General features: G+C 46.1%; 18 protein-coding genes. All 18 read right to left on the reverse strand.

Features of this window, described 5'->3' with window-relative positions; translation table 11 throughout:
- Window positions 1-92 precede the first annotated feature (92 nt).
- The 18 genes from BQ9893_RS07570 to BQ9893_RS07655 all read right to left on the reverse strand — a co-directional run bounded on the left by BQ9893_RS07570 (window position 93) and on the right by BQ9893_RS07655 (window position 20,656).
- The gene (locus BQ9893_RS07570) at window positions 93-1,463 is read right to left on the reverse strand and encodes a DNA-directed RNA polymerase subunit alpha C-terminal domain-containing protein (RefSeq protein WP_075965549.1); all 1,371 of its coding nucleotides are present in this window, start codon (window positions 1,461-1,463) and stop codon (window positions 93-95) included.
- A gap of 2 nt (window positions 1,464-1,465) precedes the next feature.
- Window positions 1,466-1,795: a hypothetical protein gene (locus tag BQ9893_RS07575; protein WP_075965550.1), complete on the reverse strand. Its 330-nt coding sequence runs from the start codon at window positions 1,793-1,795 to the stop codon at window positions 1,466-1,468.
- A 2-nt stretch (window positions 1,796-1,797) separates the two neighbouring features.
- Window positions 1,798-2,487, reverse strand: a complete 690-nt coding sequence (locus tag BQ9893_RS07580) for a hypothetical protein (protein ID WP_075965551.1) — start codon at window positions 2,485-2,487, stop codon at window positions 1,798-1,800.
- Between the two features lie 52 nt (window positions 2,488-2,539).
- A complete protein-coding gene (locus BQ9893_RS07585; protein WP_075965552.1) occupies window positions 2,540-2,887 on the reverse strand; it encodes a hypothetical protein in 348 nt (115 codons plus the stop codon).
- Complete coding sequence (locus BQ9893_RS07590) at window positions 2,877-4,382, reverse strand: zincin-like metallopeptidase domain-containing protein (RefSeq protein WP_075965553.1); 1,506 nt, start codon at window positions 4,380-4,382, stop codon at window positions 2,877-2,879. The genes BQ9893_RS07585 and BQ9893_RS07590 overlap by 11 nt, the downstream gene beginning before the upstream one ends.
- Before the next feature lie 26 nt (window positions 4,383-4,408).
- On the reverse strand, window positions 4,409-6,688 hold the full coding sequence (locus BQ9893_RS07595; RefSeq protein WP_075965554.1) for a DEAD/DEAH box helicase: 2,280 nt from the start codon (window positions 6,686-6,688) through the stop codon (window positions 4,409-4,411).
- A gap of 145 nt (window positions 6,689-6,833) precedes the next feature.
- Complete coding sequence (locus tag BQ9893_RS07600) at window positions 6,834-8,864, reverse strand: type IV secretion system DNA-binding domain-containing protein (RefSeq protein WP_075965555.1); 2,031 nt, start codon at window positions 8,862-8,864, stop codon at window positions 6,834-6,836.
- 100 nt (window positions 8,865-8,964) lie between these two features.
- Window positions 8,965-10,293: a fimbrillin family protein gene (locus BQ9893_RS07605; protein WP_075965556.1), complete on the reverse strand. Its 1,329-nt coding sequence runs from the start codon at window positions 10,291-10,293 to the stop codon at window positions 8,965-8,967.
- A 48-nt stretch (window positions 10,294-10,341) separates the two neighbouring features.
- Window positions 10,342-11,298 carry a fimbrillin family protein gene (locus tag BQ9893_RS07610; RefSeq protein ID WP_081415403.1) on the reverse strand — a complete coding sequence of 319 codons (957 nt, stop codon included), beginning with the start codon at window positions 11,296-11,298 and terminating at the stop codon, window positions 10,342-10,344.
- 28 nt (window positions 11,299-11,326) lie between these two features.
- Complete coding sequence (locus BQ9893_RS07615; protein ID WP_075965558.1) at window positions 11,327-12,532, reverse strand: fimbrillin family protein; 1,206 nt, start codon at window positions 12,530-12,532, stop codon at window positions 11,327-11,329.
- A gap of 18 nt (window positions 12,533-12,550) precedes the next feature.
- Window positions 12,551-13,612: a fimbrillin family protein gene (locus BQ9893_RS07620; RefSeq protein ID WP_081415404.1), complete on the reverse strand. Its 1,062-nt coding sequence runs from the start codon at window positions 13,610-13,612 to the stop codon at window positions 12,551-12,553.
- Between the two features lie 8 nt (window positions 13,613-13,620).
- The gene (locus BQ9893_RS07625) at window positions 13,621-14,676 is read right to left on the reverse strand and encodes a hypothetical protein (RefSeq protein WP_122298305.1); all 1,056 of its coding nucleotides are present in this window, start codon (window positions 14,674-14,676) and stop codon (window positions 13,621-13,623) included.
- A 13-nt stretch (window positions 14,677-14,689) separates the two neighbouring features.
- Window positions 14,690-16,858, reverse strand: coding sequence for a tetratricopeptide repeat protein (locus tag BQ9893_RS07630; RefSeq protein WP_075965561.1), 2,169 nt, complete (start codon window positions 16,856-16,858; stop codon window positions 14,690-14,692).
- A gap of 13 nt (window positions 16,859-16,871) precedes the next feature.
- Entirely contained in the window at window positions 16,872-17,426 is a 555-nt protein-coding gene (locus BQ9893_RS07635) for a DUF3575 domain-containing protein (RefSeq protein ID WP_075966078.1), read from the reverse strand.
- 38 nt (window positions 17,427-17,464) lie between these two features.
- Window positions 17,465-17,938 (reverse strand): hypothetical protein, encoded by a 474-nt coding sequence (locus BQ9893_RS07640; protein WP_075965562.1) that lies wholly within the window; start codon window positions 17,936-17,938, stop codon window positions 17,465-17,467.
- Between the two features lie 149 nt (window positions 17,939-18,087).
- Window positions 18,088-18,972: a conjugative transposon protein TraN gene (traN, locus tag BQ9893_RS07645; protein WP_075965563.1), complete on the reverse strand. Its 885-nt coding sequence runs from the start codon at window positions 18,970-18,972 to the stop codon at window positions 18,088-18,090.
- A gap of 34 nt (window positions 18,973-19,006) precedes the next feature.
- Window positions 19,007-20,104, reverse strand: a complete 1,098-nt coding sequence (gene traM, locus BQ9893_RS07650) for a conjugative transposon protein TraM (RefSeq protein WP_075965564.1) — start codon at window positions 20,102-20,104, stop codon at window positions 19,007-19,009.
- Window positions 20,105-20,131: 27 nt separating this feature from the next.
- On the reverse strand, window positions 20,132-20,656 hold the full coding sequence (locus BQ9893_RS07655) for a hypothetical protein (RefSeq protein ID WP_075965565.1): 525 nt from the start codon (window positions 20,654-20,656) through the stop codon (window positions 20,132-20,134).
- Between the last annotated feature and the right edge of the window lie 3 nt (window positions 20,657-20,659).

The raw sequence follows: 20,659 nt of genomic DNA on the forward strand, positions 1-20,659 counted from the left end.
GAAGTCTTTGCAAGGCTGGTTTTGGTATGAAATAAATGTGTGGAAAACCTTGACCGGGTGACACCCCTCCTACTTCATAGTTAAAGATATCCTTATTTGCGTTTATTCGAGTTCGGGGTTTGTACTTCTGTGGTACCCGTCTGTCTGAAATTCCCCAGTTCCGGGAAGCAGATATGGAGTATGCTTGTCTCCACAACATCCGGATGAATGAACAGATCCACTTTAGAGAGATCCAGTTCCGACCGGCTGTTCTTGGTCCAGACATTCCCCTCACTGTCCATACTTACAATCCATTCGCCCAAGCAGTCACGTTCCTGTTCCGACAACTTGTGTGCCAGCCATTCGACATACTGCATGTATATCGGGTCAGATAGCATCTTCAGGTTGAACTGTTCCTTAAACTCCATCACCTCATGAACGGTCTTTTTGCCGGAGTTTTGCGCATGATGCAGTGTTGTTTCGTCCAACTTGCTTAATCCGAATATATCCTGTACGCCCAGATGGGTAAGCACATTGTATGTTCGGGTAGAGAAACCCATTTCGGATATAGGAGTCGAGTACAACCGGCAGATATCCTTAATCCATTCCCACTTTTTCTTGTCTGGCTTTACATTGAACAGATTCCCCGCTAAAGTCAGTTTGGCTTCTGCCCGCAGTCTGACCAATTCGTGCTCCATCCGTATGTTACGAGCCCGTTCTTCCAGAATAGAGCTATGGACAACCATTATTTGTGAGATCTGATAGCAGAGTGCATTCACCTGCTCGACCAGAATCTGCCTGATGCGTTCCGGAGAAAGGTTCCAGTTTGCCGCCAACTCTGCATTCTCCTTGCCTTCGATATAATCCAACAGAATCCGGTTGTTACGTTCGTCTTTGGCATGAGCATTTGCCAATTCACCGATTTGACGAAGAGCCGGCAATAACAGTGACATCCTGTTATACTCACATCTGAGTCCTACAACCTTTTCATGAAAAACCGCCAAATCCTCTTTATACCGCTTTTTCGTCTCAGAAAACCGGAATAGGGAATTGATATCACTCAAGCGCACCAGTTTGATTTTTCCAGCCGCCTTGAACGATATGGCATGTTGTGTAAACAGATAATCGAGACATCTCGGTTGAAGATTGAGCAGGTATTCGACCAGTGGTAACGGGCAGTATCCTCCTGAGCTGAACAGACAGTACAACTGTTTGGATAGGTCCATGGGACAGTCCGTCATGTCCGAACCGTCCATGGACATCAACACTCCGGGTATATCCGGAGCTCCCGTATATCTGACCCGCCCTCCGGCATTCATCCAGTACTGGAAATAGAAGGCCACCGCTTCGGCTTCTTCCGAGTTGTCGAACTCAAAGTTCAGCCTTTTGCAGAAATAATCAGCCGGTCTGTATAGAACGGTATATTTGGCTACAGCTTCAGACCTGTCCGAGCGTACCACCATAAAATCCAACAGTTCAGCCATAGCTATTCATTTGCGATAATGGAATGATAAGTATCCGCATCAATTATCTGGGACAATAGGCAATAGCGTGCCAGAGATTTCGGATTTCCGTCTTTCAGTTTGGATTCGTTCTCGTCCAGCAGGACATATTGGCCCAGCTCGCATCCGATATGATATCCGGTTTCACGCAAAGCCTGTCTCAACTTACGCAGGATAAGGATCATATCGTCACTGTCATCATCGTCAGCCTTGTCTGCATCCTGGGTGACAGGGTAGAAAAAACTTATCGGGTAGCCTTCGTATGGATTTCTGATTCTGTGTTTAGGCACATCTGTTTTTACTTTATTTGCCATAGTTATATCTTATAAGGTTTTGTACTAAACTTTACTATATGCAATTTCAGATCCGGGTACATTCCATTGAGCCTTTTCAAAAGTAATTTCGAGCGAGGTTTGGAAAGTCGTGCCGCCTTATTCCTCCGGTTAGTCCAATGGACAGTTCCACCATTGACATCCCGCAAATAGCTCCCCTCCTCCGTCTCAATCAGAAACCGGCGTACATCCGTCAGCGAGAACGATGCGGGATCATTGATTTTACGAAGGAAACAGTAATAGCTGTCACCATGACGGATAGCATCAGCTTCCAGATTCATCAGTTGGGCAGAATTGTTAATAGGAATAAGCGTGAAACCGCATGGGGGGACACACTCGGGAGAGTTACGGTAAATGAGACAGAACACCAGTTCTGCATTTCGTGTGGGCAAGTCATTCAGTTGATAACGGCTGTCAAGAGCTAATTGTAGACACTCAGCGGTTTTAAGCAACCAAGGATCATCCTGTTGCTTAAGGAAACGGATTTTCAAGGCTATCTCATCCACAGAAAACTGGGCCAACCCAAATATTCCTGTTGGAGCTAGCAAATGACCTGCATCATCCTTCATAAAACGCTGCATGCCACCGTCACCAATAGAGACAGCCAATAATACGGACTCTCCCATGTCCACAAACAGTGGAACAAGGGGTTCCTTTTCGATTAATTTTTTCATATACTGTCGTTTTTACGTGTGTCGTCACGTTCTTTTTCGCAAATGTAACCAATTATCCATTAGATTTCAAAGATTCCCCCATTTTATTAGTATTTTCAAAGTTGAACCAAATCTGTGAGAGCCCCGTTAATGGATCCATCAGGGCCAAAAGCTTCTTCATCTGCAGGAATTCGTCCTTGGTAATTACAAGCGACATCCTATAGTAATAGATGTCCGTCTCCTGGAAACGGAACTTGCGCGACTTTACCGAGAAAGAGACAAACGCATTGCTCCGGGACAGCATCACTTTGTGAATGATGGCGTATCTCTCGAAGACATACAGCCTGATTCGTTGCGGTTCGTCAAATCTTGTCCGGCTACGCAGTTCCGCATCAGGGGAGCGTTTGGATCTACCTGCCATACTTCTTTGTTGTTTTCCTGGCAACTGCCGTGTTGGACTTTTTGTAGCCGCCGGATTTTGACTTACCCTTCTTCTCCGGTTCCGTCCGGCGCTTGTCGTTTATCTTGCTGAAATTCTCGGCCTGTCCAAGTTCCTTTTTCAGATCGATCTTTATCCCTTCAGCCATGACAACCTTGGCGGCTTGCCAGGCATCCTTCACGATGTCACTCAGTATCGTTTTTGATATGCCTGACTGCATGCGTTCCGCTTCGGTCATGGACACATACTTCTCACCCATCACCTTCAAAGGCTTTACCCCGTCACGGACCATTTCAAGGAAATTATGCGCCAGGGCATTATCAGGTATATGGTGGTACTTGTACACAGCTTTGAGAGACTTCCCTTTTTCCACTTCAGCGACATCCTTGATCAACTCTTGCAAGTTTCCTCTCCAACCCATTGACTGCAACATCAAACCGAAAGCCCTGAACTCCGGATTCTCGACCATACCGGTCTCAACCTTTATTCCCAGGTATTCGCCCCAATTCTGGAGATATGCCTTGTTCTCCGGAGCGAACGTGGCATCTATGCCGATTTGTGTCAGTACCATAGCCGAACCCAGTTCCGCTACCATTTCCTCACGTGCCCGTTCAGGCAGGTTACCGTAGTCATAGGTACGCATCTGCTCGCCTTGCTTTTTGAGCAATGCCTCGCGTTTTGCATCCGGGCAATTTTCGGAAGCCAACAGTTCCTGTTCTTCGGGAGTCAGCGGATGTTTAGGCAGCAGCGTGGTGGAATGAATCATCTCATGTACCAGTGTACGATAGAAAGACACATCCGATCGGAAATCCGCTTTGTCGGGCACCTTGATGATATTTGCCTTGGAGTTCCAGTAAGCCTTACCGATAGAGTCCGTCTTGATCGGACAAATCCACGTATTGTTTCGGATAGTCTCGTCCAGTCCGGCTATGGCTGTTTTCTGAACGTTGTCCCGTTCGCCGGTCAATTTGGAGAATCTGTCCAGCATCTTCTTGTAGAGTTTCGGGTTCTCGGCCTGGATAGTTGTCTGGTCCAGATTGAACACGGTATACCCCACCGTTTTGGCCACTTTATGATAATAAGCTTTTGTCTCGTCATCCATCTTTAGGTAATCATCTTCGGAAGCATATTTCATACCCTTCTTTTTGCCCTCGTCATCCGGCAGGTAATACGGGCAAAATTTGAGGATTGGTTCACCCTTCTCTCCCCTTTTCACTCTGAATCCTTCGTTTTGTGCACATGCGAAAGTCACATGGATGGGTGTAGAATACCCATTCGCCATATCCGAAAGGGCAAGGAAGAAGTTGTTCATACCTGAGTAGCGTGCACCGTCAAATCCCTGAGGATTAAAGTTCACGATACTTCTAAGCCAAGGTTCAGACCATTTTTCCTTTGCGGCAGACAAGGTCTTGGCCAGCAAATCTAGATACGCCTGTTCGATTTTCGCATCTGTTTTCTCTGTGTCATTGAATGCCATAATATTTGGTTTTAGTTAATGAATCCTTATTTATGGATACGCCGGGAAACCGTTTTCGTATTGTTCATGAACGCAGTTGCCGCACTCCGTTTTAGTGCCTCTATCTCCTCGCGTGACTTCACCCCGCCGAACTTACGCTCACCCCCGTTCACCTTGTATGACTCCCCTTCAGTTTTGGAAGCGACTACCTTGCGGAGCTTATTCTGGTCCTTCTCTTCCTGGGTCTTGACCACACGGGGCTGCCTTTTCACGACCTTACGGTTAGCCCGTTCCAACTCCTTCATCTGAGCCATCACCTCTTCGGGTGTATCCAGCTTGTAGGCTTGGGCTATCTTGTAGTTTACGGGAACCTTATATCCGACAAAGGCCACGCCCGCGTCAGACAGTTTCCGGTAAACGGCCAAATCCAGCTTGTTGGCCGACAACTGGAAAGCCAATCTTTTATAGTAAGCCTGATCCACGATGGACATGCTGCTGATGTCCTGATGGTGCAGCTTGAAGTTCTTTATGAAACGGTCCAATTCAATCTGTTCCTTCTTCTCTGGCGGCACATACTGATCAAACTTCAGCCGGTCTATCAGCCTGCGTTCTTCCGGAGACAGCGCATCCATCGCATATTTCTTTGTCTGGAGATAAAACCAGTTTTCGTCATTGCGGGACTGAGTGTTATATACGCGAATCCGTATCCGTCCGTTCTCCGTGTAGTTAGCCGCAATGCGCTCCAGTTTCTCGGCGAAACTCTCCTGCCTTTGTCTGGGTGCCACCTTCTCCTTCTGGTCACGCAACACCTTCAAGTAGTCATCCACCCGGAAAGACACCGGTTCAGGATCCACATACTCCTTCGTTCCCATGGAAAGCGAATCGATCTTCCGTGTCTGGCAGTCGTGCACATCCTGTGCCAGGTCAGACATATTTCGGGAATACATGTTATCCACCATATCGAACACCACGGTACAGTCATTGGAACCGGCAGACATGATACGTCCCAGCTGCTGGTAGAACACTGTCTTGCTGTCCGTCGGACGAAGGAAGAAAGCCGCCTGTACACCCGGAACGTGGACACCCTCGTTCAGCATGTCAATGCAGAAAATAATCTGTGCCCGCGAGCGTGTCTTCTTGCTCTTGAACTTCTCCAGCCCCTCCATGGTCTTCCTGTTGCCGGAGTGGTAGTAATCGTATCCTTTATAGCTGATTCCCGCCTTTTCCATAAGGTTGGCAATCAGCCGCTTGTTCTTTTTGAGCTGTGTGATGTCCGAACTGAACACCACCATTTTGCAATTTGTGGAAGGCAGCTTCTCGCGGATAATCTCATGGAGCGGCATATCCTTCTCCCATGAGTCAATCATCTGGTTGATCTTTGCTTCTTTGACATAATCCCCCTTCACCTCGCTGCTCTCAAGCAAATCCTTCCGCATCGCCTCGTAAGAAGAAGGCATACACACATAATCCGGAGTCCGCAGGATATGGCGTACAAGTGCATCAGAGATATCCATCCGTCCGGCCACCTTGTCAAACATCTCCATAGCCATGTCCCGTTTCCCTTTTACGGCATGAGAGTGCTCGCTGGTTGCCGTTGTGCCCAACACTTTCGCCGTCGGGTTGCCCGCAAGCAGTTCCTCTATGGCTGCTCCCCAGCGGGTAGCCCCGCCGTGATGGAACTCGTCTATGTAAATCCGGTCATATTTCAAGGAATCCAGCCTGTTCTCTGCCTGCATCAGTCCCAACATCTGGAATGTCATATAATCCACCTTTACCCCTTCGGGAATATGTCTGGCAATCTCTGCATGGATATTAGTACGCGGAGCAATTACCAGTTGTTGCTGTCCCGCATTATCCCGCACAGATGCCGCAATCAGCAAGGATTTACCGCTACCTGTAGCCTGGACCGCCGCAACTTTGTTGACCGTCTCGAAGGAAGAGCATATTTCCCTGTACATTTTCTCGTTGTGCGCATAGAGATCCAGGAATCCTGGTTTGTTCATTCTACGAAGGTAAGAAGCGTCAGACAGGGCCATATTATAATCTTCGAAAACCTTACAGCCATCCTCAAAGCCGGAGAGGTTGACCAACCGGTACTGATGACATCCGTTTTGAGCACCCATGCGCTCAAATTCCATAAACATCTGCTGAACGGCCGCCCGATCAAGCGGTCGGGATTCATTGGCACAACGAACCATAACAGCCGGCGATTGACTGTCCGGAGAGAAGCGCAGATAAAGCATATCCTTATCCGTTGTTACCGTGTATCCCAGCTTACGGTAACTGTACATCAACAATTCTTTAAGTTCCTCCAAATTTTGGTTCATAGTTGCTCAGTTTTGGTTTGCGATTGTCCGCATTAATATTAATTTCAAAGATAGAAATTGCAATGCAAACAATTACTAATTTAAGGTTAATAATAACTAATCAAAAAGACCAAATATCAGATTTACAGGATATATCGCAGACGAATTACTTACCATTAGGGTTCTCTTTTGACTTGGCATAAGCCTCGGGGGCTTCCTCCTGAATCAGCAAGTCAATATCCTGGATAATCTTGTTGTAGTTGGCTGCCAAGAACGCCTCACGCTCGGCAATACTGCCAAATGTATATACTTTGGGGATTTTTACATACTGCTTTTCTTCAGCCTTGATTTTTTTCATATCCATTTTTGTCCTGCAGTTATACATATATCGGGGAAAATCGTCCCCTTCTGAAAAGTCCATGGCCACCTGAGCAACCAGCTCACCGGTACGCAAATTCGCAATCTTACTGCCTGGAATCACATAGTCCATATTCTCATTGATAGAAATCGTCGTTTTGCTGTCCGCAATAGAGACACCTTCCTTAACCTGCTTAACCTTGCCGAAAAAGTTCTGCAGCCAATCCAGCGTATCCTTGCTTCGAGCGGAACCGCTGATGACGTTGCCGACAACAGAAAAAATTACGTCCGCACCAGTCTTGCCATACTGCTGAACCAGCTGTGCCTTCTCCTGAATACCCATAAGCACGGACACCTTATTTGAACGTGCCGTTGCAATCAGGTTGTCGATCTTGTGAAAATAGATAGTCGGCATCTCGTCGATGATAATCGAACATGGCAGGTTATGTTTGGTATTTACCAGACGCACCAGACGGTTCAGTACCAAGGCATTCAATGCCGAGTTAATATCCTGTGTGGCCGGAGAGTTGGCTATAATCAAATATGACGGAGAAGCAGGGTTACTGATATACAAGGAAATGTCATTCCCTGAAAATATCCAGTAAGACTCTTTGGTAGCCAGACGCGAGATAGAAATCTTCAGTGTACCGATCTGCCCTTCCAACTGGTCAAACGCACTGTTGTTGTATGCAGACCGGAAGGGAGAGAGCAGGGATTCCAATTCTCTCTCTTTAAAGAGCACATCGAAAATTTCTTGATAGGATCTATTCATAAAGGCAAGCACATGTGGCAGGTCCGACCATATACCATGTATCATATTGCCGTCATCATCCTTACGTGTGTATTTGGAGAAATAGAACAGGCAGGACGCCAAGAAGTTGATAGCCGACTGGGAGAAAAACTGGTCAGAACCACCCCCACTGTCATTACCCCCCTTTTTCAGGGATTCTACCACGGCGGTTGCCGTTTCGATGGCATCGGCCAGTGTCTGTAAATATTCAGGGCGAAGCGGGTTCACCCGTCGGGAATATTCGATATCGTTAAAGTTGATGACGTTGAATTCAAATGACTCAGGGATGATTCCTTTTTTCTTGTTCATCAAAAAATTGTAGAAGGCAATATTTGCTAAATCCGGGAACTTAAAATCATACACCATCAAGGCAAATCCTTTGGCCGAATGTTGACGTATATAGCTGTTAACCACCGAAAATGACTTTCCTGATCCAGGCGTCCCAATAAGTAGTGTGCCTCTAAAGCTATTAACGATATTTATCATACCATCATGCCATTTTTTCTTGTAGTAGTACCTCATGGGAATATTTACAGAGTACGGATTCTCGTTAATAAATGACGTCTGCTCAAACGATTCGTTGTCGTTATTCCACCGGTCTCGCAGCATATTCGAGCGAATCTGTTTGGAGATATTGTCCAACCCCACATTCAGCAGAATCGTGCCGATAAAGGACATGATGATGTATAGGATGGAAATCCAGTTGTACCAAGCCGTAGCATCCTTCGGCCGGAAGACAATCACCAGTGCCGAAGAGAAAAAGAAGATAATACCCGTAGCCAATGGAAGGGCCACTTGGGTATAAGGATTAAAATCCAGTTGTTTTTGCGGACGTGAACCGATACTTACAAGGATTTCCAGAAACAGGATAAGCAGTTTGCTGAAGAAGATATTGTTATAGATAGGTATTGCACGAATACGTGCCAAAATATCATCGAAGAAGCCCAATGGCGGCAGGTCGCAATACATTATGATCTCAAGTATCAGGAAAAAGTACACGAGCCCCTGCATAAAGGAGTATAGTTTCTGTTGTTCTCTAGTTTCGTCCATAGTAAGTAGGTTGAATGATTCATTAAAAAAATAAAGGCGGCTACTGACATAAGCCGTGCCGCCTTCATATTAACGATTATAAGTTCAAAAGTGCGTCCTATTAGAACTCCTGGTTGAATTCCGGAGTTGTATTCCACGGCTTAACAACGATAAAGTCAGAAATACCATCACCATCAACGTCACCGTCAGTGCTCGGATTTTCAGGATCCGGGACAAGTTCAAGACCTTTACCGGTCAATACGAAGTTGTATACATACTTGTAACCCGGCTTCCATTCAACTTCAGTGATGTTGGTAACATGACGTTGGTCATTGAATTTAACGTCTGCTGCGTCGATATAGAAGTCCTTACCGTCAACAACCACGTGGAAACCACGAGTCATCTTAGTCGTGTTTGAAGTAGTAGCCTCTTCAGGACATACCAAAGCAAAACCTTTACCTTGACCATAGTCAGGTGTACCCGAAGCGACAGTAGGATTCAATGTGAAATTACAAGTATTTCCAGCTCCGGTATAAAAGTCTGTCATCTTCAAAACACCTCTATCAGTTACATTAATCTTACCTTCGGCAGTAGCGTCACAAGTACCTGCAGTCGGCAAGGTATTGTCTGCTCTCGGTTTCCAGTCATCCTTACCCTGTTCATTAGTGATACGTTCCAACTGCATGATTTCAACAGCAGTAACGATACCTTCACCTGAGTATTTCTTTTTAGGATCAGTAGCATTCTTCAACAGACGTATTTCCACATAAGCCTGGGCATGCTTCATATACAGGCGGGTCTTGTTGTTCTTGTTGTCAACATAATCCTTATCAGTACCGATTGATTCAGTAGAACCACCGTTGTCATTCACATTATCACCCGGAATAGTGGAGCTACCGTTCAAGGTATTACGGTGAGTACCGTACATGAAGTCAACCTTGTTCGGTGTGTTGAATACGATCGGACATGCGTTTGGTTTCAATGCAACATCACCATTGTAATAAGCGCTACCGGAAGTTGTCTGAGAAGGTGAATATGCATACAGACGAGCCTTCACGTTAGACAGTGTGGCAGGGTCAGCACCATCAGAATACAACCAACCTTTCTGAGTTTTGTCATATGCCAATTCGCGGTTCAAGTTGATAGCACCTTCATACTTGGTGAAGTCACCATTAACAGCTTCGGCATAGTCAGTGATAAAGAAACGCAGCTTATCTCCGGTTTCCCATGGATTATAAGCAGTACCGTTGGCATCTTTATCATCGCCACCTACCAGGCCTTCAAAATTACTCTTGGTACCGGCAGCAGTGCCATCCACATCAAATTGAACTTCGATTCCAGTACCTTTAGTACCTACACCGGGGTTATTACGACCCATCTCGTCTTCATTAGAGCAAGCAACCATACTCATAGCTGCAAGGGCCATTGTAAAGAACTTAAATTTTTTCATCTCTGTTTTGTTTAATAATTTATTATTGAAAAACTGAAATCGTTTCACTTAAAAATCACCACCGCCACCGAATTCACCTCCGGAAGTTCCACCATCGGTCCAATCTTCTACAATTACAGAATTGCCGTCGAACTTGAGTTCCATACCGGAAAGTGTAATCACATAACGGTTCTTGGTATTCTTTGCCCAGGTGGTACCCTCCGGCAAAGGTAAGTAGAATTCACGGCCATCTACATTAATCATAAAAGCCGTATGGCTCATTCGATAGGTCGGCGCCACCATACATACGGGGTAACGTCCGCTGAAATTTCCATGGAAAGACTTGCCTATCAAATCAATGATCTTAATCGAGCCCCAATGGAGAGGCTCGATATAGCCTGTAATACAGTTCAGATAACCACTCTGTACCAAATCCTTGTTTTGAATCAACTTACCGTCATTATCCAACGCAACGATACGTGCATCTTCAATAATACCCGTACCATGATATGGCTGGTTCTTGTCGATAGAGATGTCAAACTGGATCATGGACAAAGCGTGGTTCATGATCAAATCCGCATTGGGGTTATCACGGGTTACCTTTTGGGTCTGCCTGTTGGACCCGTACATATAGTCCACCATCTTGTCTTCGCGGTCAATCTGGATAGGTATGCTGTAAGGATTCACCACATCCGCATCATAGGGGTAATAAGCGAACACCAATGCCGGATTATCGTTCAACGGAACAACCTGGGAAAAATCCCAGCGTAGCTTGCCGATACCGACCGAGGTTGCCATTACATTGCTATACGGATTTGTTTTATACCATTCACCCGTTTCATTCTCAGTTACGAACAGACCGATCTTTTCATTGTTGGCGAACGCATAGTTGTTCACGTTGGAAAAGATATTTGTCGTAATGGAAAGGTTCCCGTCATTTGGATATACGACGGGATCTTTGTCATCAGAACAAGCGCCGAGAACCAAGCCCACACCCAATAGTGAAAGTAACAATTGTTTCTTCATACGTTTTATCTGATTAATAATTTATCAATTAAAATTCACCCGGAGTTGTGCCACCGTCTTCCCAAGGCTTGACAGTGATAACTTCACCGTCGGCGCCGTTGGTCATTTCAAGGCCCTTGCCTGTCAATACCATGTCATATGTATACATGAAACCAGCCTTCCATTCTACTGGTTTGTCAGCGGTACAGCAAGGGATGTAGAAATCAACATCATCCACAACCACATGAAAACCGCGAACCATATCATCCTTACAAGGAGCCAACAGTACTTGGGCAGTACTCCAGTTAGGGACTCCCACAACAGTAGGATTCAAAGTGAATGACGTCTTATCCGCACCGTTAATCAAGTCTGTCATCTGAGCGACCTTCCACTCTCTCGGTGTAATATTGTCTTCTGTCTTGGTGATGTCAATATATCCGTCAGCAGGCAGTGCAGATCCATGTTCACCGTCAGCCGGAACAAATATTACATTGCCATAGCTGCTGACAGTCTGCTTGAGCTGCATTACTTCCACAGCAGTAACAATTCCTTTACCCGTATATTTCTTTTCAGGATCAGTTGCATTTTTCAGCAATCGCAGTTGGACAGAAGTCTGTGCATGTTTCATATACAGACGAACCAGCGGGTTCTTATTATCCACATACTGCAGATTTGTTCCGTTTTCGTGTATACTTCCTCCATTGTCAGTTGTGTTGTCTCCATCCGGATCCGTTACACCGTCTTTGGTATTACGGTGTGTACCGTACAAATAATCCACTTTGTTGGGTGTATTGAAATTGATGGGCACACGTGTCGGGTCCAATGTAGCGTCACCGTTATAGACAAACGGTCCTGCTACCGGAATTGAAGGTGAAAACGCATACAATCGGGCCTTCTGGTTAGACAGGGTCACAGGATCATTATCCACGTTTTTCCAAGTTTCCTGTGCTGCCACATACTTATAACCTTTGTTCAGGAAATCAGCACCCGAATACTTCTCTACGGTGCCGTCCGCTTCAAACTTGTCATGATCCAATGTGAACAGACGGATTTGGTCACCGTCCACCCAAGGATGCCCGCCGGTCATCATACCTTCCGTATTGCCTTTTGTGGAGATGCCATCCACAATCATCTCAATGCGCAGGTTTGACTTTGAACCGTCCGTTGACGGAGCTCCGGGAGCAACCGTATCCTCATTGGAGCATGAAGCCATGGCCATTGAACCAAGAATGGCCGCAAATAATAACTTCTTCATAACTTATAGTTTTTAAATTCAATTGTTTGATATACTTTTCACGCCAATATTACCACCCGGAGCCCAAGGAATAATTTCCATGCCACTTCCAGAACCAGTTGAACCATTGCCATCACCGTTACCTGGTGTAAATGTCACTTCCGAGCCTGTATATTCAAGAGTAATCAGGTAGTGATAACCTGCCTTGAATTCACCACCGGTCTTATCCTGGTCAACTGTCACTGCATATGTCTGACCATCTATTGTCATATTCACGTCAATACTTCCTTTACATGGAACAACAGACATGAACTCATCCCGTCCACCCAAAGTGCTTCCGACAGCCTGTGGTATTGAATTACCTATCAACGTATTAAAAGGAACAGGATTACTAATGGGGGTAATACCGCCATTAACGGCACCTGTTATAAAACAATACTTTGTTTTACCCTGTTGAACCGCTTTAGTTGCCTTGTCTTTGCATATTGCACTAAATGCAGTGACACTACCCTTACCGATATTACTGTTCGGGTCATAAGCCATTTTGCGTTTCAATCGGAATGATACACGTGCCAAAGCATGGTTCATACGCATATGTACCTGAGGTGTCATACCATTCACACCCGAAGAACCGGCGGGCAGCTTTGCCTCGCCCCACAGATAGTCAATGTTGGTGGATGTATCAAGCGTACGATAAGAATTAGGCCACAATCCGTCATAAGAATGGTCCTCACCTTCGTCATATGGATAAAAACAATACACATCGCAATAATCCTCAGTCATACTATAAGAATCATAGGTACCCCAGTATTTACCATCAAAAGTATAGCGCAACACACCAATCTCCTTAGTGTCGCTGTACAAGTTACGTGTATTCTTGTCCAACAGAAGGAATCCCACGTGGTCACCACTCTTGAAGTAAGTTGACCCAGTACCATCATAGGCTTTGGTAAACTGCGCCTCTCCCTGGTCAACGATGGTTATTTCAGGCACAACCTTTGTACCGGAAAAATCCCTCGGACCCTGTTCTTCCACATCGGAAGAACAAGCGGCGAATGCCATTACCGCAGCGGATATAAGTAGATATCTGATTTGTTTCATAATAGTGTTTATTTCTTGCCAATGTTATAATATTCCCAAAGCCCTGTTTCAAATTCAGAAAAAACAACCCCCAAGTTCAAGTTGTCGCTTGAAACGTCAATATCAATACGGGCGACCATGCACAGGTGAGCGAAGTTTGCCAAATACGAACTTATATCAATACTACGAACACGTTCTTCACCATTGTCCAACTGAGCCCATACAGTCAGGATATTACGGGTGTTGTCCACCTGCTCAAAACGTCCCAGGAAGTCAAGTACAGTGAATTGGTATTTGTATTGGATGTCAGCCAGATTGTCTGAAGAAGGATTTTCCGGATCATAACCCGGATCACCCGGACCTGGAACCTTGGATGCCATATAGTTACAAGTAACGGCGCTTTCGGGTACACCTTCACCGGTTGACAAGTTCAGTTCAGTAGCGATACCGGACAAAGAGGTGCGGATGCCAGTCACATTCGGCAGGCTCGGGTTATCCTTTCCCACCCGGAAGCGGAACTCAAGAAACTTTGTTATCTGTCGCTGCAGCACCGGAATCTGGTTTCTTGTATCCGGCCCCATCACCAGTTCAGTATCTTCAAACTTTACATTGGTTGATGACTGTCCCAAATAGAACAGTCCCGGTTCAGCTATATGACTGCCTGTCTCGTCAGCGTAATAGTCGACGAAAGCGGTTGCCTTGTCATAATTTTCCAAGTTCTTGAACTTGATATTCTGTGACATATTGGATACCGGTAATGCCGGATCTTCATCGTTCACTCCGTCATTGTTGACATCATTGGGTCTTGTGAAAGTGATTACACGGGCACCGCCCATCGGCATACGGGTGGTTACGGTGTCGGGAATACCCTCCAGATTCGGAACAATGCTGTATTCACCCTGATAACCCTTATCGTCGCTATACATCAATGCATAGTTTCTGTCCGGAGAAGAAGGGATATCATTATAACCCTGCCAGTTGTTCTCTACACGCAACCAGCCGAAATAGTCACAATCCTCTGTAAAGTCGCAGGAAGAGAGAGCTGCGGCCACAAACAAAAGAGGTATAAATTTCTTTGCTTTCATATAGGTTTTGTTTTTATTCGTCAAACATTGATTTATTCAAGTCATAAGCCTGGATCAGCTGGTTGATTTCAGGGTCAAGCGCTCCACGCCACGCCTTAGTCTTATCCATAGCCACAGCCTTTTTGTAATATTCGATTGCTTTGGGATAGTCTTTCTGGCGTGCATAGATGACAGCCATCAGATATACGGTATTAGCCGTTTCCTTTTCCTTTTGCAGAATATTCAAAGCCGGAGTGTCGTAACCCATGGATATATAGCAGATAGCAGTGTTGACATCATCATAGTCAAGCAAAATCTCCAAAGCGTCTTTGTAGCGACGGTTCTCAAGCAGTTGGAGTCCTTCTGCATATTTCTCGTCAATCACATCTGTATGAACCGTATCCTTAACCATGCCCTTGCGGTGCATATTGAACTCAAAGTTTACGGCACGCAATTCAGGATAGAATGCGTCTTTCATCAGTTTGTAGTCAGCCGGGAATTGAGAACGGATTTTGCTTTCACGGATATCAGCGTTCTTTTCGTCACGAATCAAAGCAAGGATTTCATTCTTGTTTTTCAGCGTGTCCGTTGCATTCAGAATTTCCTCCAGTTTCGCCCAGTCCTCTGCCAGATAGTGCGGGACAATCAGCTTGCTCAGCTCGATGTCTTCATTCTGACGGCCACGGAAGAACTGTCCCATTGACTGAGAACGGCGACGTGCCAAGTTCTCGTTCGCTGCCCGGGAACCTTCCGGAGAACAGGTGGCGGTCATCACGATAGAGTCAACTACGAAAATACCTGTTTCATCAACCTGACGAACTATTTTTTCCACCTTGTCAATCTCATCTTTGTTATTACCCATATCCAGCTTAAACTCGGATTTTCCGACAGGGAATACAATGTGTGCCGAATAGTTTTCGAATGCACGGCGTTCCACTACCTTCTTCACATAACGCGGGGCGCGGTCCAGGAATGTAAGCATGTTGGATATAGTATATACAATCGTATCCGAGTTCGGCATGTTGTAAACCGCATCATCCAATGTGGTAACGTCTCCGTTCAAGGTCAGGAACAATTTCTTGTTCGCTTCGTCCACATGCACGTCCTGAGAATAGTAGTATTCGATATCCTTTCCCTTATCCACGATAGAATCCAGACGGGCATTACGTGCGAAGGGGAACTTGACATACTTCTCATACATTTCTTCCGATTTGCGCTTACGTGCGTTGTTGTTTTCCACGTCACCGTAACGAGTATAGAAGTCCATCCATAAGAGCGAGTCCACACGAGAAAGCATCAGCTTGTCAGGGTCATCGCCCAACTCCTGAATATACTTCTTGTACTTGGCCGGCGAATAGCGGAGATTGATGTCGCGTAACATCCAGTTCACGGGAACACCATCCAGCATACCTTGCTGTTGCAAGCCCAAATAGGCCAATTCCTGCTGTGACAGTCCATTCAGCTGGTTAATGGTCGTTGTCGGAGTCTCCCCTGCCTTCTGGCTGATCATGTATTCGGGATACTGGTTATAGTGCAGGAATCTGCGGTTTACCTTATATTCCCAGTTGTTGAAACGGTCCCGATCCCTAAGTACTTTCTTGCGGTGTTTGTTAGCAAACAAGTTCTTGCGGTCCAGTGTAAGGTAATACAGACGGTAATCCACGAAATTCTTCACGAAGTCTGCAGAATCCGGGATGATTGTTTCCATGTAATTCTCATACTTCTCATAACCCTTACGACGTTTGTCATCAAAACGGGCTCCGGTAATGAAGATGTCATCCAAAAACAGCGAATCCTTGGTCACATCCTTTGTTACCTTCGGAATCAGGTGCACCTGCCAGTTCTTATCCACCAGGCCCTTCGGCACACTTACGATAAAGTCCACATTTACTTTACCGTTACGTTCGGGTACGGTCTTGTTCTTTGCGAACACGCGGACTTCAGACAATGTATAACTGGCGATGTCACTGCCGTCCTTATCTTTGGTGGCAACGGAAATATACGCCTCTTTACCGTTTTCCTTGAACTTGACCTCGCGCGGCACATCCACTACAGTGGTGTCCACGGTCTTTCCCGGCTGGCTTAATCCGGCTGTCAGGTTCTGCCCTTCCATCTTGCGTACAAATGCTCGCTTCCCGCTACATGCGCACATCAGCAGGCAACTTGCCACAAACAAAGGCACTATGTAATATTTGATTCTCATAGCAACCTCCTTTTTAGAACAGGTATACGAATGCTAATGAAAGTTTGGTCGGGACGAAATTGATTTTGTGACCCGGGTCAGGCAGAGAACCACACTCTTTGCAAAGGTACTTGTCAAAGTCATGCCACATCAAACTGCCACCTAATTCAGCCTCGAAGTTCCAGCGTTTTGAAAGCATCTTAGAATAACCGACGGAGAAACCGCCACCTACCCCCCAACCATCATAACGATAGTCAGACAATTCCTTCCATCCAACATGGTAACGTGAATAGATTGCATGGAATCCCATAAACCAACGCATATACGATTCCGTAAACCAATAACGTACACCAGGCTGAACAGTAAGGTTCTTCATCTTACAATTGTCTGCGATAAAGTTGTACGTGAATGGATTGTAATTAACCGGCAAGTGAATAGATACTTTGCGGCTTGCAGTTGCAGAAAGTTCAAGATTCAGGTTCCCGGTAGCCAGCCCGAGCACGTTTGTCTTTACTGAGTAGAACTGAGCATTGGCAGACAGTCCCAACATAAGGAAGGCTGCCACTAATAGAAACTTAAATTTTTTCATGAGTACCATACATATTTATTGTTTATTGTATAATTACATCAGAAAGGGATACGCAAGCCCATAGAGAGGCCGTTACGCCAAGGGCGTCGTGTCCAAAGCGCATATTCATTGTTTTGGGCAATGAAACCCTGAACACCGTTTCCAAAAGTCCGGTTAAGCTCGAATCCCATCTGGAATCCGCAAGTGAATCCTTCCGCATCGGCACCTAAAGCCGCACCCATACGCATCTTGAAAGTGGAGTTTTTGCCTCGGTGAAGGGGAAATTTGTAGGCATAACCGCCACGGTATTCCTGCAAGTACTTCCAGTCCCCTTTTTCGTAGCTGTCATAAAATTCCGCGAACAGTTCGTGGCTGCCATGGTAACGTGATTCCATTTCGTAGGAAAGACGGACATCAATTGCACGTAGAAGAGAATAACCGCCGGAGATACCGATGTATTTTTCCCCGTTGCCGGCATAGAGAGAACCGGACACGCACAGGCACAGAGCTAAGGAGTAAATATATTTTTTCATATCGTTTTGGTTACTTAACTAATCGCAAAATTATGCTTAATTTTTGAAAAGAACAAATATACGAGCGTTTTTATTCATTTAACGCTCAAATTATTAGAATTTTAAGTTCACAGCCGCCCAAGCGGTCTCAGACGGCTATGATCCACATTTTAATAAATCTTTTTATTAAAGGTATCCGCATTCAGAATATCCTCGTAGTCGATAGTCAGGAGAATGGTTCTTCCAGAGTACTGCTGTTCGGCAAGTTCAATGGTGAAGACCTTCTCGTCAGAGAATGAGAATTTCTTGAACACATAGACATTGCGGTAGTTTTTCTTGAACTCCTTGATGTCAAAGAGACTCATGACCGGCTCGACCTCCACTGACTGAGTGGTAGTTCGCTTGTTCTGTTTCTTGTCCTCAATCTTGAAGCGTACCTGGTCGATGTCATATTTAATCTTGGTCTGGTTGACCAGTTCGATGTCCATGAAGAAATAATCGTCAATGGTATAGATGTTGTTCAGTTTGAACAACATCTTGTCCTTCTTGGTGCGCACGTCGTGATAGTTCGCCTTGGAGTTCCAGACAGTCCAGCAGAACTTCACCATCTCCGTCTCGGACATGGACACATCCGGGTTCAGGTAGCTGCTTTTCTCGGACAAGGGAATCACGTACTGGCTGCAGGCATCCTGGGGAATCTCGGTATAGACCAGCTGATACTGGGACACGCTGCGTTCGGTCACGATAGTGACGATACCCATGGATTGTCCGTCAATAAAGGTACGGTCTTCCTCGCCCCAACCGCCACGGTTGTTCTTCACCTTGATTTTCTCTTCAATCGGCTTGATACGAAGAATATTCTTCAATGGCAGGTTACCCACCACCTCATTCATGGAAATATCCACATACTTAATCGGATCACCCGTCACAAAATGGGTGGAGACCTCACGGTTTACCTTAACCGTTTCCATCACATCAATGCTCTTAGTCTGTCCGAAGGCAAACACCGGCAAGACCATCAGGCCCAGCAATACAATTAACTTAGATGCTTTCATATATCTTACCTTTTTATATTAGACATAGCTTGTTTTATTTCTCGTTGCCGTTCACCAGGATAACCTGTGTGTTATACTTGATACGGGCCTTGTTCTTGGAAAGGTTACGTCCGGCGGTGCGTGTGCCGATGCTGATCAGTTGGTCAAACATATCGTAACCCAGTTCTGCCAGACGGGAAGACTCGGACTGGTCCACGTTCACCCGCATGGAGCCTGTGAGTTGTGATCCGGATTCCTGCACGATGGTTGCGAAGTTGGATTTCGGCACATACAGTCCGGGGTTGGCGTCCAGGTCATAGATTTCCAGCTTGACCGGGATAATCTTGTCCTCCACCATAATATTGTTGATGGTCAGGTATACTCTCATGTTACCGAATCCGCTGATGAAGGAGTATAGGTACGTCCCTTTTGTAAGCTTGTATCCGTCCACCTCGATGTCATCACTCAACCGGATACGGACACGGGAGCCCTGTTTGCCCTTTACCACTTCATCCACCATAGCATGAATATGGCTGGGCTGGCGTTTGTCGCGTAGCGTGTTGAAGTACTCGCTCTCTTCGACGGAAGCCTTTGTCACCGTTTTCGGTTCCGGGTCCTTAGACTTATTAGGGTTTGTTATCTTCGGTTTCTCTTCCACAGCCTTTTCCGGATTTGCCAGTCTGTCCAACATCTCCATTTCAGCCTTGAACTTTTCGAACTCAGACAGTTCCTCTTCCTGCGGTTTGTTGTTTGAACGGCTGGTGCTTCGTGAAGACTGCGATGAAGAGCGGTTTGATCGATCATTCACCCGTCGCACGGATTCCCTCTGCCGTCTGGTTGACATCTGTGAAGCCTTCATTATCGAATCCAGTTTGCGTGCCTGTTCGACTGCCGCTATGGAGTCATTGTATGCGCGTCTGTCCGCTTCTTCCTCGCGGATACGCTGTTCCATCAGCTCACTTTTGGACAGCTCGTTCTGCTCGACAGCATCGGGCAGGTCCACCACCACTTCTGCCGCCGACGGCTCTACCTTTTCATCTTCCTCTGCGGTCCCCACCAAAACACCGCCAAGGAGCAGCACAAAAGGCAGGACAATTATCGGTAGCGCATATTTGGGCTGCCTTGCCAACTTTGAAAAATCTATTCTTCCCATAATCAGTTCTGTTTATCTGGTTAAATATTACTTTGTAGTCAACATTACACTGTCCACCTTCTCCGGCGGTCTGATTACCGATTCGTCAAACTTTCCGTAGCGGATAATGAACTCCCGGTTCGTTTCTATCCTGTACAGGCTGTCTGTCCGGTAGCGCACCGTATCGATTTTCATCTCACGCACAACCTGTTCCACGAAATCCTTCGGGGTATTGGTCTTGAACACCTCCCCATACCCGGAGGAAAAGCCCATCACCCTGCCCGCCACGGAATCCAAAGCCAACGGGTCAGTGCTGTCCGGGGAAGGCCGGTTCCCTAAAGCGATAAAGTACAGCAGTATCGCCGTCATGGTACCGCCCATGAGAGCCACCGTCACCCGGGAATAGCGTTCGGTAATCAACTGAAGGCGTTGTATACCCTTATCTATATGGGTAAACCGGAACACCTTTTCGGTTATGGCAACCGTCATGTCCCGGGTTGTCTCAAACACCTTCTTCTCGTACTCCTTCTGTTCCTCCGGAGATCTTTTCCGTTTCAGCCCAAGCAAACCCATAGA

Source organism: Parabacteroides massiliensis (assembly GCF_900155425.1).
Classification (GTDB): Bacteria; Bacteroidota; Bacteroidia; order Bacteroidales; family Tannerellaceae; genus Parabacteroides; species Parabacteroides massiliensis.

Excerpts from the sequence above, each read along its gene's own strand:
- BQ9893_RS07570 (WP_075965549.1), bottom strand. The coding sequence starts at position 1,463 with ATGGCTGAACTGTTGGATTTTATGGTGGTACGCTCGGACAGGTCTGAA.
- BQ9893_RS07620 (WP_081415404.1), bottom strand. The coding sequence starts at position 13,612 with ATGAAACAAATCAGATATCTACTTATATCCGCTGCGGTAATGGCATTC.
- BQ9893_RS07635 (WP_075966078.1), bottom strand. The coding sequence starts at position 17,426 with ATGAAAAAATTTAAGTTTCTATTAGTGGCAGCCTTCCTTATGTTGGGA.
- BQ9893_RS07640 (WP_075965562.1), bottom strand. The coding sequence starts at position 17,938 with ATGAAAAAATATATTTACTCCTTAGCTCTGTGCCTGTGCGTGTCCGGT.
- BQ9893_RS07600 (WP_075965555.1), bottom strand. The coding sequence starts at position 8,864 with ATGGACGAAACTAGAGAACAACAGAAACTATACTCCTTTATGCAGGGG.
- BQ9893_RS07580 (WP_075965551.1), bottom strand. The coding sequence starts at position 2,487 with ATGAAAAAATTAATCGAAAAGGAACCCCTTGTTCCACTGTTTGTGGAC.
- BQ9893_RS07610 (WP_081415403.1), bottom strand. The coding sequence starts at position 11,298 with ATGAAGAAACAATTGTTACTTTCACTATTGGGTGTGGGCTTGGTTCTC.
- traM (WP_075965564.1), bottom strand. The coding sequence starts at position 20,104 with ATGGGAAGAATAGATTTTTCAAAGTTGGCAAGGCAGCCCAAATATGCG.
- BQ9893_RS07575 (WP_075965550.1), bottom strand. The coding sequence starts at position 1,795 with ATGGCAAATAAAGTAAAAACAGATGTGCCTAAACACAGAATCAGAAAT.
- traN (WP_075965563.1), bottom strand. The coding sequence starts at position 18,972 with ATGAAAGCATCTAAGTTAATTGTATTGCTGGGCCTGATGGTCTTGCCG.
- BQ9893_RS07605 (WP_075965556.1), bottom strand. The coding sequence starts at position 10,293 with ATGAAAAAATTTAAGTTCTTTACAATGGCCCTTGCAGCTATGAGTATG.
- BQ9893_RS07625 (WP_122298305.1), bottom strand. The coding sequence starts at position 14,676 with ATGAAAGCAAAGAAATTTATACCTCTTTTGTTTGTGGCCGCAGCTCTC.
- BQ9893_RS07630 (WP_075965561.1), bottom strand. The coding sequence starts at position 16,858 with ATGAGAATCAAATATTACATAGTGCCTTTGTTTGTGGCAAGTTGCCTG.
- BQ9893_RS07585 (WP_075965552.1), bottom strand. The coding sequence starts at position 2,887 with ATGGCAGGTAGATCCAAACGCTCCCCTGATGCGGAACTGCGTAGCCGG.
- BQ9893_RS07615 (WP_075965558.1), bottom strand. The coding sequence starts at position 12,532 with ATGAAGAAGTTATTATTTGCGGCCATTCTTGGTTCAATGGCCATGGCT.
- BQ9893_RS07590 (WP_075965553.1), bottom strand. The coding sequence starts at position 4,382 with ATGGCATTCAATGACACAGAGAAAACAGATGCGAAAATCGAACAGGCG.
- BQ9893_RS07595 (WP_075965554.1), bottom strand. The coding sequence starts at position 6,688 with ATGAACCAAAATTTGGAGGAACTTAAAGAATTGTTGATGTACAGTTAC.
- BQ9893_RS07655 (WP_075965565.1), bottom strand. The coding sequence starts at position 20,656 with ATGGGTTTGCTTGGGCTGAAACGGAAAAGATCTCCGGAGGAACAGAAG.